Source organism: Brevundimonas sp. (genome assembly GCF_019636155.1).
Lineage (GTDB): Bacteria > Pseudomonadota > Alphaproteobacteria > Caulobacterales > Caulobacteraceae > Brevundimonas.
Genome location: NZ_JAHBYB010000001.1, coordinates 191655 through 207079, shown reverse-complemented (window position 1 = coordinate 207079; position 15425 = coordinate 191655). Strand labels below are relative to the sequence as shown.

At 68.1% G+C, this 15425-nt stretch carries 20 protein-coding genes and 2 tRNA genes; 19 read left to right on the top strand and 3 right to left on the bottom strand.

Annotation, left to right across the window (positions count from 1 at the left end; genetic code table 11):
* Nucleotides 1-66: 66 nt before the first annotated feature.
* Nucleotides 67-1767: a methionine--tRNA ligase gene (gene metG, locus KF910_RS01120; protein WP_292258368.1), complete on the top strand. Its 1701-nt coding sequence runs from the start codon at nt 67-69 to the stop codon at nt 1765-1767.
* Nucleotides 1768-1928: 161 nt separating this feature from the next.
* Here the strand turns inward: metG and KF910_RS01115 are convergent, their stop codons facing one another.
* Nucleotides 1929-2789, bottom strand: a complete 861-nt coding sequence (locus KF910_RS01115) for a TerC family protein (protein ID WP_292258367.1) — start codon at nt 2787-2789, stop codon at nt 1929-1931.
* A gap of 47 nt (nt 2790-2836) precedes the next feature.
* Entirely contained in the window at nt 2837-3718 is an 882-nt protein-coding gene (gene rlmB / locus KF910_RS01110; protein ID WP_292258366.1) for a 23S rRNA (guanosine(2251)-2'-O)-methyltransferase RlmB, read from the bottom strand.
* Nucleotides 3719-3865: 147 nt separating this feature from the next.
* On the opposite strand from rlmB, the gene KF910_RS01105 reads away from it, so the two are divergent.
* The 3 genes from KF910_RS01105 (at nt 3866) to tuf (ending at nt 5352) form a co-directional block, all read left to right on the top strand.
* A tRNA-Tyr gene (locus tag KF910_RS01105) sits at nt 3866-3949 on the top strand.
* 79 nt (nt 3950-4028) lie between these two features.
* Nucleotides 4029-4102 (top strand) — tRNA-Gly (locus tag KF910_RS01100).
* Nucleotides 4103-4161: 59 nt separating this feature from the next.
* A complete protein-coding gene (gene tuf / locus KF910_RS01095; protein WP_292258365.1) occupies nt 4162-5352 on the top strand; it encodes an elongation factor Tu in 1191 nt (396 codons plus the stop codon).
* A 168-nt stretch (nt 5353-5520) separates the two neighbouring features.
* Here the strand turns inward: tuf and KF910_RS01090 are convergent, their stop codons facing one another.
* Nucleotides 5521-5688: a hypothetical protein gene (locus KF910_RS01090; protein ID WP_292258364.1), complete on the bottom strand. Its 168-nt coding sequence runs from the start codon at nt 5686-5688 to the stop codon at nt 5521-5523.
* 125 nt (nt 5689-5813) lie between these two features.
* On the opposite strand from KF910_RS01090, the gene KF910_RS01085 reads away from it, so the two are divergent.
* The 15 genes from KF910_RS01085 (at nt 5814) to rpsQ (ending at nt 15413) form a co-directional block, all read left to right on the top strand.
* The gene (locus KF910_RS01085) at nt 5814-6944 is read left to right on the top strand and encodes a GNAT family N-acetyltransferase (RefSeq protein ID WP_292258363.1); all 1131 of its coding nucleotides are present in this window, start codon (nt 5814-5816) and stop codon (nt 6942-6944) included.
* Nucleotides 6945-6955: 11 nt separating this feature from the next.
* Entirely contained in the window at nt 6956-7864 is a 909-nt protein-coding gene (locus tag KF910_RS01080) for a cupin-like domain-containing protein (protein ID WP_292258362.1), read from the top strand.
* A gap of 114 nt (nt 7865-7978) precedes the next feature.
* The gene (locus KF910_RS01075) at nt 7979-8863 is read left to right on the top strand and encodes a GIN domain-containing protein (RefSeq protein WP_292258361.1); all 885 of its coding nucleotides are present in this window, start codon (nt 7979-7981) and stop codon (nt 8861-8863) included.
* Between the two features lie 125 nt (nt 8864-8988).
* Entirely contained in the window at nt 8989-9942 is a 954-nt protein-coding gene (locus tag KF910_RS01070) for a hypothetical protein (protein ID WP_292258360.1), read from the top strand.
* A gap of 292 nt (nt 9943-10234) precedes the next feature.
* Nucleotides 10235-10540: a 30S ribosomal protein S10 gene (gene rpsJ / locus KF910_RS01065; protein WP_003164367.1), complete on the top strand. Its 306-nt coding sequence runs from the start codon at nt 10235-10237 to the stop codon at nt 10538-10540.
* A 22-nt stretch (nt 10541-10562) separates the two neighbouring features.
* Nucleotides 10563-11318 carry a 50S ribosomal protein L3 gene (gene rplC, locus KF910_RS01060; RefSeq protein ID WP_292258359.1) on the top strand — a complete coding sequence of 252 codons (756 nt, stop codon included), beginning with the start codon at nt 10563-10565 and terminating at the stop codon, nt 11316-11318.
* The gene (gene rplD / locus KF910_RS01055; RefSeq protein WP_292258358.1) at nt 11318-11956 is read left to right on the top strand and encodes a 50S ribosomal protein L4; all 639 of its coding nucleotides are present in this window, start codon (nt 11318-11320) and stop codon (nt 11954-11956) included. Before rplC ends, rplD begins: the two co-directional genes overlap by 1 nt.
* Nucleotides 11956-12258 carry a 50S ribosomal protein L23 gene (locus KF910_RS01050; protein WP_292258357.1) on the top strand — a complete coding sequence of 101 codons (303 nt, stop codon included), beginning with the start codon at nt 11956-11958 and terminating at the stop codon, nt 12256-12258. The genes rplD and KF910_RS01050 overlap by 1 nt, the downstream gene beginning before the upstream one ends.
* 4 nt (nt 12259-12262) lie before the next feature.
* Entirely contained in the window at nt 12263-13099 is an 837-nt protein-coding gene (gene rplB / locus KF910_RS01045) for a 50S ribosomal protein L2 (RefSeq protein WP_292258356.1), read from the top strand.
* Between the two features lie 3 nt (nt 13100-13102).
* Nucleotides 13103-13381, top strand: a complete 279-nt coding sequence (gene rpsS, locus KF910_RS01040; protein ID WP_003164372.1) for a 30S ribosomal protein S19 — start codon at nt 13103-13105, stop codon at nt 13379-13381.
* 3 nt (nt 13382-13384) lie between these two features.
* Nucleotides 13385-13765 carry a 50S ribosomal protein L22 gene (gene rplV, locus KF910_RS01035; RefSeq protein ID WP_292258355.1) on the top strand — a complete coding sequence of 127 codons (381 nt, stop codon included), beginning with the start codon at nt 13385-13387 and terminating at the stop codon, nt 13763-13765.
* On the top strand, nt 13765-14520 hold the full coding sequence (gene rpsC, locus KF910_RS01030) for a 30S ribosomal protein S3 (protein WP_292258354.1): 756 nt from the start codon (nt 13765-13767) through the stop codon (nt 14518-14520). The genes rplV and rpsC overlap by 1 nt, the downstream gene beginning before the upstream one ends.
* A 3-nt stretch (nt 14521-14523) precedes the next feature.
* Nucleotides 14524-14961, top strand: a complete 438-nt coding sequence (rplP, locus tag KF910_RS01025; RefSeq protein ID WP_292258353.1) for a 50S ribosomal protein L16 — start codon at nt 14524-14526, stop codon at nt 14959-14961.
* The gene (gene rpmC, locus KF910_RS01020; protein WP_292258352.1) at nt 14958-15158 is read left to right on the top strand and encodes a 50S ribosomal protein L29; all 201 of its coding nucleotides are present in this window, start codon (nt 14958-14960) and stop codon (nt 15156-15158) included. Before rplP ends, rpmC begins: the two co-directional genes overlap by 4 nt.
* A 12-nt stretch (nt 15159-15170) precedes the next feature.
* Nucleotides 15171-15413: a 30S ribosomal protein S17 gene (gene rpsQ, locus KF910_RS01015; protein ID WP_292258351.1), complete on the top strand. Its 243-nt coding sequence runs from the start codon at nt 15171-15173 to the stop codon at nt 15411-15413.
* Nucleotides 15414-15425: the final 12 nt, after the last annotated feature.

Here is a 15425-nt window from a genome sequence, read left to right as displayed (position 1 = left end):
GTTGCGCTGAACGCTCGCGACCTCCACTAACACTCGCCACTCGCCACTCGCCACTCGCCAGAACCCATGTCCCGCATCCTCATCACCTCGGCGCTGCCCTACATCAACGGCATCAAGCACCTGGGGAACCTGGCGGGTTCGATGCTGCCGGCCGACGTCTGGGCGCGGTTCAAGCGGGGACAGGGGCATGACGTCCTCTATATCTGCGCCACCGACGAGCACGGCACCCCGGCCGAACTGGCCGCCGCCGCCGCGGGCCAGGACGTCCGCACCTATTGCGACGAACAGCACCAGATCCAGAAGCAGGCGGGCGCGGCCTTCAACCTCAGCTTCGACTGGTTCGGCCGCTCGTCCTCAGACGCCAACCGCCGCCTGACCCAGCATTTCGCCAGGGTGCTGGAGGCCAACGGCCTGATGGAGGAGCGGGTCGACCGGATGATCTATTCGGTCGACGACGGCCGCTTCCTGCCCGACCGCTATGTCGAGGGGACCTGCCCTCACTGCGGCCATGTCGGCGCGCGGGGGGACCAGTGCGACAACTGCGGCCGCCTGCTCGACCCGACCGACCTGATCGATCCCTATTCCGCCGTCTCGGGCAGCCGGAACCTGGAGGTGCGCGACACCCGGCACCTGTATCTGCTCCAGGCCGGCATGGCCGACCGCATCCGCGCCTGGGTCGATTCCAAGGACTGGTCGTCCCTGGCCAAATCCATCGCCTACAAGCATCTGGACGAAGGCCTGATCGACCGTGGCATGACCCGCGACCTGAAATGGGGCGTGCCCGTGGTCGGCCCCGACGGCGGCCCGCGCCCGGGCATGGAGGGCAAGGTCTTTTACGTCTGGTTCGACGCCCCCATCGAATATATCGCCGCGACCGAGGAATGGGCCGAGGCGAAGGGCGGCGACTGGCGTTCGTGGTGGCGCACCGACGAGGGCGCCGACGACGTGCGCTACGTCCAGTTCATGGGCAAGGACAATGTCGCCTTCCACACCGTCAGCTTTCCGGCCACCATCCTGGGCTCCGAAGAGCCGTGGAAGACGGTGGACACGCTGAAAGCCTTCAACTGGCTGAACTGGTACGGCGGCAAATTCTCGACCAGCCAGAAGCGCGGCGTCTTCATGGACCAGGCGCTTGAGCTTCTGCCCGCCGACTATTGGCGCTGGCACCTGACGGCCTATGGGCCGGAAGGATCGGACGCCGCCTTCACCTGGGAGCAGTTCCAGTCGACGACCAACAAGGACCTGGCCGACGTCCTGGGCAATTTCGTCAACCGCATCGTGAAGTTTGCGGAATCGAAGATGGACGGCGTCGTGCCGGACGGCGGCGCGGCCGGCGATCTGGAGGCCAGGCTGGAGGCCGACCTGCGCGCCGGCATCGCCGAGGCGACCGAGGCTTTCGAGGCGCTGGAGTTCCGCAAGGCGGCCCAGGCCATCCGCGCCGTCTGGGTGCTAGGCAATGAATATCTGCAGGTCGCGGCGCCGTGGACAGCCCTGAAGACCGACCGCGACGCGGCCGCTGTGGGGGTGCGCACCGGGCTGAACCTTGTGGCCCTGTTCGCCCGGCTGGCGGCGCCGATCATGCCCGAGACCGCCACCCGCATCGCCGCCTCGGTCGGGGCGACGGACCTCAGCTGGCCCTCGGCCGACGAACCCCTGCTGGACGTCCTGCCGCGCGGCCGGCCGGTGACGGCCCAGGGTGTCCTGTTCGCCAAGATCGAGGACGCCCAGGTGGCCGAATGGTCCGAACGGTTCGGCGGCGCGTCGTAACATCCCTTCTCCCCCTGGGGGAGAAGGTGGCTCGCGGAGCGAGGCGGATGAGGGGTAAGCCCGATCCATCCTCGCCGTGAGCCAGCGAGTGTGTCTGACACAACCCCCTCATCCGAACGCCTTTGGCGCCCACCTTCTCCCCCGAGGGGAGAAGGGAATTATCACGCGGCGGGCAGGGCCTCCGACCGGGTCATCTGCGGAACCACCTCCACCGGCGGCGGGGCGGAAGACGGCGCCCCGGTCGCCGGGACGGTCGAGCGCTCGCTGCGAACGCCCCTCAGGAATTTGGCCTGTTCCTCGGGGGTGATGTCCAGCCAGGCGGGGGCGGCGCGGTTGAAGGCCTCGGTCCGGTCCGTCCGCACGATCACCGAGCGATAGCCGTCCCAGATCATGTGCAGGGCGACATAGAGGACGATGGCCAGGCCGATGTAGCCGATCCAGCGGAAACGGTTCAGGACCTTGGCGATGAAGGTGGCCGCCACCCCCATCAGGCCGATGGACAGGACCAGGCCGAAGACCATGATCCAGGGGTGTTCGTGCGCCGCGCCGGCGACGGCCAGGACATTGTCCAGGCTCATGGTCACATCGGCGATCATGATCTGCAGCAGGGCCGCGCCGAACGACTTGCGCTTCAGGCCCAGTTCCTCGGGCGAGGGACCCTGGCCATGCTCGATCTGCATGGCCAGCTCCAGCTCCGCCTGGGCCTCGGCCTGGTCGTGGGTGGCCGCCTCGCGCAGTTCGCGCCACATCTTCCAGCAGACCCACAGCAGCAGCACCCCGCCCGCCAGCAACAGGCCGACGATGGCCAGAAGCTGGACCGTGATCAGGGCGAAGCCGATGCGCAGCACCACGGCGGCGGCCAGCCCGACCAGGATGGCCTTCTTGCGCTGCTCGGGCGCCAGGGCGGCGGCGGCCAGGCCCACGGCCACGGCGTTGTCGCCGGCCAGGACCAGGTCGATCATCAGCACCTGGCCCAGGGCGGTCAGCTGGCTGGCGAGTTCGGGGGAGGAGAGGAATTCCATCGGCGCTTCCTAATGGGGTGAAGCGAATGCGCCAAGGGCGCGCCCGTTCAACCCGCCTGTTTCCGTGACGCCTCGTAAAGGGCGACGGCCGCCGCGTTCGACACGTTCAGGCTTTCGAACCCGCCCGGCATGGGAATGCGCGCCAGGGCGTCGCAGTGTTCGGCCACCAGCCGCCGGATGCCGTCGCCTTCGGACCCCATGACCAGGACCGTCGGCCGGTCGTCCAGCGCCTGTTCCAGCGTCTCCTCGCCCGCGCCGTCCAGCCCGACCGCCCGCCAGCCCAGGTCGGCCAGCCGCTCCAGCGCCCGGCTGAGGTTGGTCACCCGCGCGCAGGCCAGGCGCTCGGTCGCGCCCGCCGAAGCCTTGGCCAGGGCGCCGGACAGGGTGGGGGAATGCCGCTCCTGCACCACGATGCCGCGCGCGCCGAAGGCCAGGGCCGAGCGGAAGATCGCGCCCACGTTCTGAGGATCGGTCAACTGGTCCAGCATGACGATGACGCCCCGGGCGGGATCGGCGATGTCTTCCAGGGACACCCCCTCCAGCGGGGCCACCTTCATCGCCATCCCCTGGTGCACGGCGCCGGGCGGCAGCAGGCGCGCCAGATGCGGTCCATCGACCACCTCGACCGTGCGGCCGCCGGCGCGGGCGGTCAGCTCCTCGGCCCGGTCGGGCGTGGCGAACAGGCGGCCGGCGCCGCGTCGCGCGGGGTTCTCCAGGGCGGCAATGACCGGGTGGCGGCCCCACAGCCAGTTCTCGGCGTCCGCCCGAGCCGGCCTGGCGCGCGGAGGCGAACGATCCGCCCCAGAATCGTCCCGGGTCCGTGCCTCGCCGCGCGGGCCGACGCCCCGCTCGTCCTTCCGCTCGGGCCGGGGCCGAAAGCCCGTCTTTCCGGCCTTTTTCCGGTCGTTGCGTTCCCTGTTCGACGACACTATAAGACGCGCTCCGATTTGGGGCCCCAAGGGTTTCGGGCCGGCGCTTCCCTCTATTACAGGGCGTGCTCAGTCTGAAACGCTTTGTCGTCCGGCGGCGTTCGCGCCGGTGGATGGCGTCCGGATCGGTCTTGAAAGACGGCGCGCGGGGGAATGTCCCGAGCGGCAAAGGGGGCGGACTGTAAATCCGCTGCGTAAGCTTCGCAGGTTCGAGTCCTGCTTCCCCCACCACGCCCGTCCTTCCGGACCGTCCAGGCCGGGACCCTGAGGAGGATCAGGGTGCGAAGGGGTTTCCTGACGCATTCTCCGCGCGGGTATAGCACAATGGTAGTGCAGCAGCCTTCCAAGCTGAGGATGTCGGTTCGATCCCGTCTACCCGCTCCAGATTTCGATGACGCAACGCCCGCTCCCCGATCTGGGCCAGGGCCACAGGAGTTTTGGCGATGGCCAAGGAAAAATTCGAACGGACTAAGCCGCACTGCAACATTGGCACGATCGGCCACGTTGACCACGGCAAGACGACCTTGACGGCGGCGATCACGATCACGCTGGCGAAGTCGGGTGGAGCGACGGCGAAGAACTACGCCGACATCGACGCGGCGCCGGAAGAGAAGGCGCGGGGCATCACGATCAACACGGCGCACGTGGAATATGAGACGGCGAACCGTCACTACGCCCACGTCGACTGCCCGGGCCACGCCGACTATGTGAAGAACATGATCACCGGCGCGGCCCAGATGGACGGCGCGATCCTGGTGTGTTCGGCCGCCGACGGCCCGATGCCGCAGACGCGCGAGCACATCCTGCTGGCCCGTCAGGTCGGCGTTCCGGCGCTGGTGGTGTTCCTGAACAAGGTCGACATGGTCGACGACGAGGAGCTGCTGGAGCTGGTGGAGATGGAAGTCCGCGAGCTGCTGTCGAGCTACCAGTTCCCGGGCGACGACATTCCGGTGATCAAGGGCTCGGCCCTGGCGGCGGTCGAAGGCCGTGACGCCAACATCGGCGAAGAGCGCGTGCTGGAGCTGATGCAGGCGGTGGACGACTACATCCCGCAGCCGGAGCGTCCGGTGGACCTGCCGTTCCTGATGCCGGTGGAAGACGTGTTCTCGATCTCGGGCCGCGGCACCGTGGTGACGGGCCGGGTCGAGCGCGGCATCGTCAAGGTCGGCGAGGAAGTCGAGATCGTGGGCATCCGCCCGGTTCAGAAGACGACCTGCACGGGCGTGGAAATGTTCCGCAAGCTGCTGGACCAGGGCCAGGCGGGCGACAACGTGGGCGTGCTGCTGCGCGGCACCAAGCGTGAGGACGTGGAGCGCGGCCAGGTGCTGTGCAAGCCGGGCTCGATCACCCCGCACACGAAGTTCCTGGCCGAGGCCTATATCCTGACCAAGGAAGAGGGCGGCCGTCACACGCCGTTCTTCACCAACTATCGCCCGCAGTTCTACTTCCGCACGACCGACGTGACCGGGATCGTGCACCTGAAGGAAGGCGTGGAGATGATCATGCCGGGCGACAACGCCGAACTGACCGTGGAGCTGATCACCCCGATCGCCATGGAAGAGAAGCTGCGCTTCGCCATCCGCGAAGGCGGCCGCACGGTCGGCGCCGGCGTGGTCTCGAAGATCATCGCCTGATCCTTGGTGCGCTAACGCTCGCCGCGCGGCGGCTCACTGCTTGAGCGCGCGAGGCGAGCCTGGCCCAAGCGTAACGGCCTCAAGCCGCGAGCCTCCGCTGAGGCGAACATAGGCCAAGCGTAATGAAACCCCCGCCGGTGCAAGCCGGCGGGGGTTTTGCTTGGGGCGTCAGGAATTGGGTTCGCCGGTGGCGGGATCGGTTTCGGTCTCGCCGGAGTTGGAGCTGCCTTCGGCCCCGCCGGGTTCGGTGGCCGGGCGGGGCGGCTGGCCTTCGCCGGGGGGGCGGCGCTGGTTTTCGGTCTCGGTTTCGCGGTTGTCGGGACGGGCGTCGGTCATGGCTGTTCCTGGCGGTTGAAGGTCCAGTCAAGGCAACGCCTGGAGGGGGCGGCGGCTCCCCGCTCAGACTTCGTTCATCATGCCGCTAAACCGCGCTGCAACCGGACCGGGGCCAGGATGGGGCCATGGTGCAGGTCGAGATCATCGCCACGGACGCCCTGGATGCGGCGCACATCGGTCGCTGGCGCGAGATGCTGGCGGCTTCGCCCGAGCTGTGCAGCCCCTATTTCCGGCCGGAGTTCACCCAGGTCGCGGGCCGGATCAGCCCTGGCGCTGCCGTCGCCGTGTTCCGCCGGAGCGGCGAGGTGATTGGCTATTTTCCGCACCAGAGGCGGGGCGGATCGATCCAGCCCCTGGGCGCGCCCCTGAACGACTATCACGGCGTCATCGCCTTTCCGGGCCAGGGGCCGAGCCTGGCCGAGACGGCGCGGCTGCTGAACGGCGCCCGGCTGAATGTCGGCGGATGGGTCGGGCCGGCGGGCGGGGAGGGCGAAACCCGCCAGACCTGCCAGGTCGCCATGCCCGAAGGCTATGACGGCTGGTATGCCGAGCGACGGGCCGCCTGGGGCAAGTATTTCAAGGACAAGGAGCGGGCGCGCCGCAGCCTGGAGGCCGAGTTCGGCCCCCTGCGGGTCCAGACCGACATCCGCGATCCGGACCTGCTGGACCGGCTGATCGCGCTGAAACGCGAGCAGTATCGGCGCACCGGACGGCATGACGTCTTCGCCTGCGGCTGGACGGCCGACCTGCTGCACGCCCTGATGCAGACGCGGGGCGAGGGAGGTTTCGGCGCCAGCCTGGCGGCCCTGTGGGCGGGCGACAGCCTGTGCGCGGTCGAATATTCGATGCATGCGGGCGACCAGTTTCATTTCTGGTTCCCGGCCTATGTGCCCGGCCTGGCCCGCTGTTCGCCGGGCATATTGCTGAGCATGGACACCATGCGGGCGGCCTCGGAACGGGGCTATGCGACCTTCGACTTCGGTTTCGCGGGCGAAGGCTACAAGAAATATTTCTGCAACGCCGAGCGCAACGTGACCGAGGCGGTGATCGTGCGCCCCGGTCTGGGCGCGGACCTGAGCCGGTCGGCGGTCGGCCTTCTGAACCTGGCGGGCGACGGGCGGGGCGAGCGGCTGCGCGCCAGCCTGCGCCGCCGCTGGGCCGCGATCGAAGCGTGCGAAGTCACCGCCGCCGACCGCTTCCGGGGCGTGGCCTACGCCGCCCGGGTGGCCCTGAGCCGCCGCATCCAGCCTGCGTGAAAGAGCGCCTGATGACCGAACGCCACACCCGCTATCCCGGCCCCATCGCCGAGGCCCGCGTGCATACGCATGATCTGCTGGCGCGCGGCTGGGGCGGGGACGACCACCTGGCCGAGGTGCTGGACCGCTATCCGGCCGAGCTGTTCGACATCAACCTGTATGACTACGACGACGAAGGCCAGGTGTCGCTGCGCACCGGGGCGCGCGGGCGGCTGAGCGGCCCGGACCTGCTGGAGGCTATCAAACAGGGCCGGCTGTGGGTCAATCTGCGCGGGGTGGAGACGGTGCTGCCGGACTTCTGGGCCGACGCCATGGCGGCTTTCGGGGCCATACAGGCCACCTATCCGGGCATGCGGGCGGTGACCAACGCCGGTCAGCTGATCCTGTCGTCGCCGGCGGCGCGGGTGCCCTATCATTTCGATGCGGCGGGGGTGGTGCTGTTCCACCTGCGCGGCCGCAAGCGGATCTTCGTCTATCCGGGCGACGAGGCCCATCTGCCCGAACGCAACATGGAGCAGGTGGTGGCCCGCCAGACCACGGAGGAGCTGCCCTACAGCCGCGCCTTCGAGGCCGACGCCGCCGTCATCGACCTGAACCCCGGCGAGGCCCTGACCTGGCCCCTGTATGCGCCGCACCGGGTCGAGAACCTGGATCGGTTCTGCGTCTCCCTGTCGATGGATTTCCAGACCTGGTCGTCGCGCCTGCGCAACGGGGCCCTCTACACCAACGCCGTGCTGCGCAGCCGGGGCGGGGCGCCGCGCTTCACCGACCGGATGGGCCAGGGCGAACTGGCGGCGCGGTGGGCCGCGTCCCTGGCCCTGCGGCGCATGGGCGCCTTGCAGAACCGGCTGAAGGATTTCGAGCGCGATTTCGAGCCCGCGGTGGGCGCGGTGGACGGCGCGGGCGCCCTGCCGGCCTGACGCCGTTTGCAGGTCTGCAGGTTAAATCGAGGTCATGACCTGATTTTAAAGTGACTCCGCCGGCCGGTCCGCGCACCTTTCCGCTCGACACTTCGCTGGGAGAGGAAACCCGTCATGAAGATCGCCGCCCTGACCCTTCGCGCCGCCCCGCTGGCCCTGATCCTGGCCGCCGGCGCCGCCGTCGCTTCTCCGGCCGCGGCCGAGGACGTCCAGATCCGCAACGCCGTGGCCCGCGTGGCCGTGGTGGTGGAAGACCGCACCGATGTCGCCGTCGAGGTGGAGCAGGGCGGCTCGGGCCTGCCCAATGTCCGGGTCAGCCGCCGGGACGGCAAGGTCATCATCGACGGCGGCCTGGGCCGCAACATGATCCGGGGCTGCCAGTCCGGCGCCGCCAGCCCGCGCCAACCAGGCGAGGGGGCCTCGGTCGAGGTCCGCAACCACGGCCGGGTCCAGCTGTCGAACGCGCCCCTGATCCTGATCCGTTCGCCGCGCCAGGTGGATGTCGGAGGCCAGGGGGCGGTGTTCGGCTCCATCGGCCGGGGCGCGACCTCGGTGGACGTGGGCACGGCCGGGTGCGGCGGCTGGACCGTCGCCAATGTCGATGGCCCCCTGTCGATCAGCGTCGCCGGTTCCGGCGACATCAACGCCGGGACCTCGCGCAGCCTTGAGGTTTCGGTCGCCGGTTCGGGCGATGTCAGCGCCGGGGCCACCGGCGCCGCCGAGGTCTCGATCGCCGGCTCGGGCGATGTCAACATCGCCGCGGTCAACGGGAATTTCGAAGTCAGCATCGCCGGCTCGGGCGACGTCCTGGTCCGTAGCGGCCGGGCCGACCGGTTCGAGGCCAGCGTCATGGGCGGCGGCGACGTCGACTTCCGCGGCTCGGCCAACTCGGCCGAGGTCAATCTGATGGGCGGCGGGGACGTGCGGATCGGCTCGGTCTCCGGCTCGGTCGAGCGCAATGTGATGGGCGGGGGGCGTCTGACGATCGGCGACCGCTGATCCGGCCACGCCCTGGAATACCGAAGACCCCGGCCCGCCGCCGGGGTCTTTTTTCGTCAGGAACCGAGGGTCCGCCTGTCGCCGCCGCCTGTTAGGATCGCGGCCGACGCATTGGGGAGGATCGCATGCGCATCTCGGTTCTGGCGGCCCTGGGTCTTCTGTCCCTGACGCCCGGCTCGGCGCCGGCCCAGACGCCGCCGGAAGGGCTGGTCTGGATGGCGCTGCGGGACATCAACGAATACGGCTTCGACCGCGACGACCCGACCAATAGGCCGCCCCTGGTCACCCGCGTCCCGGACGGCATGATCCGGGCGGTCGACATGACCGATGACGGCCATACCGACTGGCTGGTCGATTACGAGGCGGCCGAACTGAGCAGCTATTGCGGCACCGGCGGCTGTTCCAAGATCCTTTATGTCACCCTGGGCGACGACGGGCTGATGCGCGCCTTCGACGAGCAGGCGCACACCCTGACCTTCTATCAGGTCGATGGCGAGCGGCGCGTCGAGGCCGAGGTGCATCACGCCCTGTGCTCCAGCGATGCATCGCGTGAGTGCCGCTACGCCTATGCCTGGGACGCCGAGCTGCGCCGCCTGGTCGAGCGGCCGACGCGCGACGGCCAGGGGATCATCGCCGTGGGCGCCTTCTCGCCGATCGACACGTCCGAGGATCGCGGCCCGCCTTCCGATGCGCCGGAGGCCGTGGCGGACATCTGGTTCAAGACCCGCACCGCCTGCGCCTCGGTCTATGTGGATGACGGGGTCGAGATCCGGCGCGCCGCCCTTCATGACATTCCCGACGTCGATGGGGACGGGGTGCGCGACTGGGTAGTGGAGCGGCCGTCCCCCTGTCAGGACAGCCCCGGCGACATGGTGCCCTATCCGGGCTTCGAGGTGTGGCTGAGCCGCGCCGATGGCGAAGCGGTCCAGGCCTATGTGTCGCCTGCCGAAATCTTCCCGAAGCTGGATGTGTCGGCCGGTCCTGCGGTCGTCGTCACCGAGCCGGCCTGCGGCTTTCAGGAGACCTGCGCCCAGACGCGCCTGCGCTGGGACGCCGGTTCGGGCCGGCTGGTCGAATAGGGAAGGGGGCTCGCCACCTTTTCGCCGCTTGACGGAAGCGGAATCGGAGGTCATAAGCCCCCACTCTTGTTGGACCGGCTGTGCGGAGTGATCCGCAGACGCGGTTCGCAGGAACGACCTGAGACCCTGTTCTTTGCAGTGACCCAGGACTTCAACGGCCTTCGCGGGCGACCGCGTGGGCCGATCGTTTTTGCGAAGCGTGCGTACTCTGAAGGCCTTAGCGCCTGAAGACTCCGGTCTTTGAAATGGTTCACAGGGACGCAGGTTCGCCTGCTTGGGAAAAACAACCGATATGGATCAGAGCATCCGCATCAGGCTGAAGGCCTTCGATCACCGCGTCCTCGACTTTTCGACGCGCGAGATCGTCAACACCGCCAAGCGCACGGGCGCGACCGTTCGTGGTCCGATCCCGCTGCCCACCCTGATCGAAAAGTTCACCGTGAACCGCTCGCCGCACGTCGACAAGAAGTCGCGCGAGCAGTTTGAAATCCGCACGCACAAGCGCGTGCTCGACATCGTCGACCCCACCCCGCAGACCGTGGACGCGCTGATGAAGCTCGACCTGTCCGCCGGCGTGGACGTCGAGATCAAGATCTAAGAAGAAAGAGGCGGGATCCGACATGCGTACGGGCGTGATCGCCAAGAAGCTGGGCATGACCCGCGTGTTCGCCGATGACGGCGCGCACGTTCCGGTCACTGTGCTCCAGCTGGACGGCTGCCAGGTCGTCGGCCAGCGCACTCAGGAGCGGGACGGCTATGTCGCCCTGCAGCTGGGCGCGGGCACGAAGAAGGCCAAGAACACCAACAAGGCCCAGCGCGAGACCTTTGCGAAAGCTCAGGTCGAGCCGAAGGCCTATGTGACCGAGTTCCGCGTCGATGCGGACGGTCTGCTGGACGTGGGCGCCGAACTGTCGGCCGACCACTTCATCGCGGGTCAGAAGGTCGACATCCAGGGCGAGACCATCGGTAAGGGTTTCGCCGGCGCCATGAAGCGCTGGAACTTCGGCGGCCTGCGCGCCACCCACGGCGTCTCGGTCTCGCACCGCTCGCACGGGTCGACGGGTAACCGCCAGGATCCGGGCCGCACCTTCCCGGGCAAGAAGATGGCCGGCCACCTGGGCCAGGAAGTCGTCACCCAACAGAACCTGACCGTCGTCCGCGTGGACGCCGAGCGCGGCCTGATCCTGATCAAGGGCGCCGTCCCGGGTCACGACGGCAGCTACGTCAAGGTCCGCGACGCCATCAAGAAGGCCCGCCCGGCCGACGCCCCGTTCCCCGGCGGCGTGAAGTCGAACGGCAAGGCCGCTGCTCAACCCGCCGAGACGCCCGCCGAAGAGGCCCAGGCTGTCGAAGCGACCGAAGGCGGTGAAGCGTAATGAAACTCTCGGTCATCAAACTCGACGGCAAGGCTGCTGGCGACGTTGAGCTGTCGGACGCCGTCTTCGGCATCTCCGACATCCGCGGCGACCTGCTGGCCCGCTATGTGAACTGGCAGCTGGCCAAGCGCCGCGCCGGCACCCACAAGGTCCAGACCCGGAACGAGAATTCTCGCACCGGCAAGAAGATGTACAAGCAGAAGGGCACCGGCGGCGCCCGCCACGGTTCGCGCCGTGCGCCCCAGTTCGTCGGCGGCTCGCGCGCCTTCGGCCCGGTCGTCCGCGACCATGGCTTCTCGCTGCCCAAGAAGGTGCGGGCCCTGGCCCTGCGTCACGCCCTGTCGTCCAAGGCCAAGGCCGGCGAACTGGTCGTGGTGGACACCGTCTCGGTCAAGGAGCCCAAGACCGCCAAGCTGCGCGAGCAGTTCGGCAAGCTGGGCTGGACCAAGACGCTGATCATCGCGGGTCCGGAAGTCGACGCCAACTTCGGCCTGGCCGCCCGCAACATCCCGCACATCGACGTGCTGCCGAACGCCGGCCTGAACGTCTATGACATCCTGCGGGCCGACAAGCTGGTGCTGACCAAGGCCGCCGTCGAGGCGATCGAAGCCCGCTTCAGCGACAAGGAAGCCGCGTAATGGCCGCTCAACCTACCGCCAAGCACTACGACACCATCCTGGCTCCGGTGATCACCGAGAAGTCCACGGTGCTGTCCGAGCAGAACAAGGTCGTCTTCCGCGTCGCCGACACGGCCTCGAAGGACGAGATCGCCGCGGCGGTCGAAAGCCTGTTCAAAGTCAACGTCGTCAAGGTCAACACCCTGATCCAGAAGGGCAAGACCAAGCGGTTCCGGGGCATCCAGGGCCGTCGCGTCGACATCAAGAAAGCGATCGTGACGCTGGCCGACGGCCAGTCGATCGACGTCACCACGGGGCTCTGATCCGATGGCTCTGAAACATTACAATCCGACGTCGCCGGGCCGCCGCGCCCTGGTGCTGGTCGACCGCTCCGAGCTGCACAAGGGCCGCCCGGAGAAGTCGCTGACCGAAGGCCTGACCAAGTCGGGCGGTCGCGGTCAGGGCGGTCGCGTGGCTGTCCGCTTCCGCGGCGGCGGCGCCAAGACCCTGTACCGCAAGATCGACTTCAAGCGTCGCAAGTTCGACGCGGTCGGCACGGTCGAGCGTCTGGAATACGACCCGAACCGCACGGCCTTCATCGCCCTGGTGACCTACGAGGACGGCGAGAAGACCTATATCATCGCGCCCCAGCGCCTTAAGGCCGGCGACACCATCGTGGCCGGTGAAAAGGTGGACGTGAAGCCGGGCAACGCCATGCCGCTGCGCTCGATGCCGGTGGGGACCATCATCCACAACATCGAGATGAAGCCGGGCAAGGGCGCCCAGCTGGCCCGTTCGGCCGGCGCCTACGCCCAGTTGGTCGGCCGCGATCAGGGCTATGCCCAGATCCGTCTCGGCTCGGGCGAACTGCGCATGGTTCTGGACGGCTGCATGGCCACGGTGGGCGCGGTGTCGAACCCCGACCACATGAACCAGAACCTGGGCAAGGCCGGTCGCAAGCGTCACATGGGCTGGCGTCCGCACGTTCGCGGCGTGGCCATGAACCCGATCGACCACCCGCACGGCGGCGGCGAAGGCCGCACCTCGGGCGGCCGCACCCCGGTCACCCCGTGGGGCAAGGACACCAAGGGCGCTCGGACCCGCAAGAACAAGGCCACGGACAAGTTCATCATCCGTAGCCGCCACACCAAGAAGGCTCGCTAAGACATGGCCCGCTCCTCCTGGAAAGGCCCGTTCGTCGACGGGTACCTGCTCAAGAAGGCCGACGCCGCTCAGTCGTCGGGTCGCAAGGACGTGATCAAGACCTGGTCGCGCCGCTCCACCATCCTGCCGCAGTTCGTCGGCCTGACCTTCGGTGTCCACAACGGCCAGAAGCATGTGCCGGTGTCGGTCTCCGAAGAAATGGTCGGCATGAAGTTCGGCGAGTTCGCTCCGACCCGGAACTTCCCGGGCCACGCGGCGGACAAGAAGGCCAAGAGGAAGTAACCGATGGCCCAGACCAAGAACCCCCGTCGCGTCGGCGCGACCGAGGCCCGCGCCAAGGTCACCAACGTCCGCATCAGCCCGCAGAAGCTGAACCTGGTCGCCGCCTCGATCCGCGGCCTGCCGGTCCAGAAGGCGCTGAACGAGCTGGAATTCAGCCGCAAGCGCATCGCCGGCGACGTTCGCAAGGCCCTGTATTCGGCCGTGTCGAACGCCGAGAACAACCACAACCTCGACATCGACTCCCTGGTCGTGGCCGAGGCCTTCGTGGGCAAGAACCTGGTGATGAAGCGTTTCGCGAGCCGCGCTCGCGGCCGCTCGTCGCGCATCCTGAAACCGTTCAGCGAGATCACCATCGTGGTCCGTGAAGCCGGCGAGGCCGCCTGATGGGTCAGAAAATCAATCCGATCGGTTTCCGCCTCGGCGTGAACCGCACCTGGGACAGCCGCTGGTACGCCGGCGGGGCCGACTACGCCCGCCTGCTGCACCAGGACCTGAAGCTGCGCACCTGGCTGAAAGAGCGCCTGTCGGGCGCCGGCGTGTCGCGCATCATCATCGAGCGTCCGCACAAGAAGTGCCGCGTGACGATCTACGCCGCCCGCCCGGGTGTCGTGATCGGCAAGAAGGGCGCCGACATCGAGAAGCTGCGCAAGGACATCTCGGCCCAGACCGAGGGCGAAGTTCACCTGAACATCGTCGAAGTCCGCAAGCCGGAAACCGACGCCCAGCTGATCGCCGAGGGCATCGCCCAGCAGCTGGAGCGCCGGATCGCCTTCCGCCGCGCCATGAAGCGCGCCATGCAGTCGGCCATGCGTCTGGGCGCCAAGGGCGTTCGGATCAATGTGTCGGGTCGCCTGGGCGGCGCTGAAATCGCCCGTATGGAATGGTACCGCGAAGGCCGCGTGCCGCTGCACACCCTGCGCGCCGACATCGACTACGGCTTCTACGAAGCCAAGACGACCTACGGCATCATCGGCATCAAGGTCTGGGTCTTCAAGGGCGAAGTCCTGGAGCACGACCCGATGGCCCAGGACAAGCGCTGGGCCCAGGAAGCCTCTGGCCCGTCGTCGAACGAAGGCCGTGAGCGCGGCGGCCCCCGCGGCGACCGCGGTCCGCGTCGTGACCGGGGACGTGAGAACTAAGTCATGTTGCAACCGAAGAAGACCAAATACCGCAAGGCCTTCAAGGGCCGCATCCACGGCTCGGCCAAGGGCGGCTTCTCGCTGAACTTCGGCTCGTATGGCCTGAAGACGCTGGAGCCGGAACGCATCACCGCGCGTCAGATCGAGGCGGCCCGCCGCGCGATCACCCGCCAGATGAAGCGTCAGGGCCGCGTCTGGATTCGCGTGTTCCCCGACCTGCCGGTCACCGGCAAGCCGGCCGAAGTCCGCATGGGCAAGGGCAAGGGCGCCGTGGATCACTGGGCCGCGCGCTGCGCCCCGGGCCGGATCCTGTTTGAAATCGACGGCGTGCCGGACGACATCGCCCGCGAGGCGCTGCGCCTGGGCGCCGCCAAGCTGCCGGTCCGCACCAAGGTGGTCACCCGCCTGGACGCCGGCATCATCACGGAGCAAGCGGCATGACCAAGATCGCCGATCTGCGGTCCATGACGACCGATCAGCTGGGCGACCAGCTGCTGTCCCTGAAGAAGGAACAGTTCAACCTGCGCTTCCAGGCCGCCACCGGCCAGATGGAGAAGACCCATCGCGTTTCGGAAGTGCGCAAGGACATCGCCCGCATCTCGTCGCTGCTGCGCGAGAAGCAGCGCGCGTCGGCCTAAGGAGACCCGAATATGCCCAAGCGAATTCTCGAAGGCGTGGTCGTCTCCGACAAGGGCGACAAGACTGTCGTCGTCAAGGTCGAGCGCACCCTGCTGCACCCGGTGCTGAAGAAGACCGTGCGTCTGTCCAAGAAGTACCACGCCCACGACGAAGGCAACGCGCTGAAGATCGGCGACGTGGCCCGCATCGTCGAGTGCGCCCCCAAGTCCAAGCTGAAGCGCTGGGAAGTCCTTTCCCCCGCCTCGGCCTCGTAATCGGAAGGATCT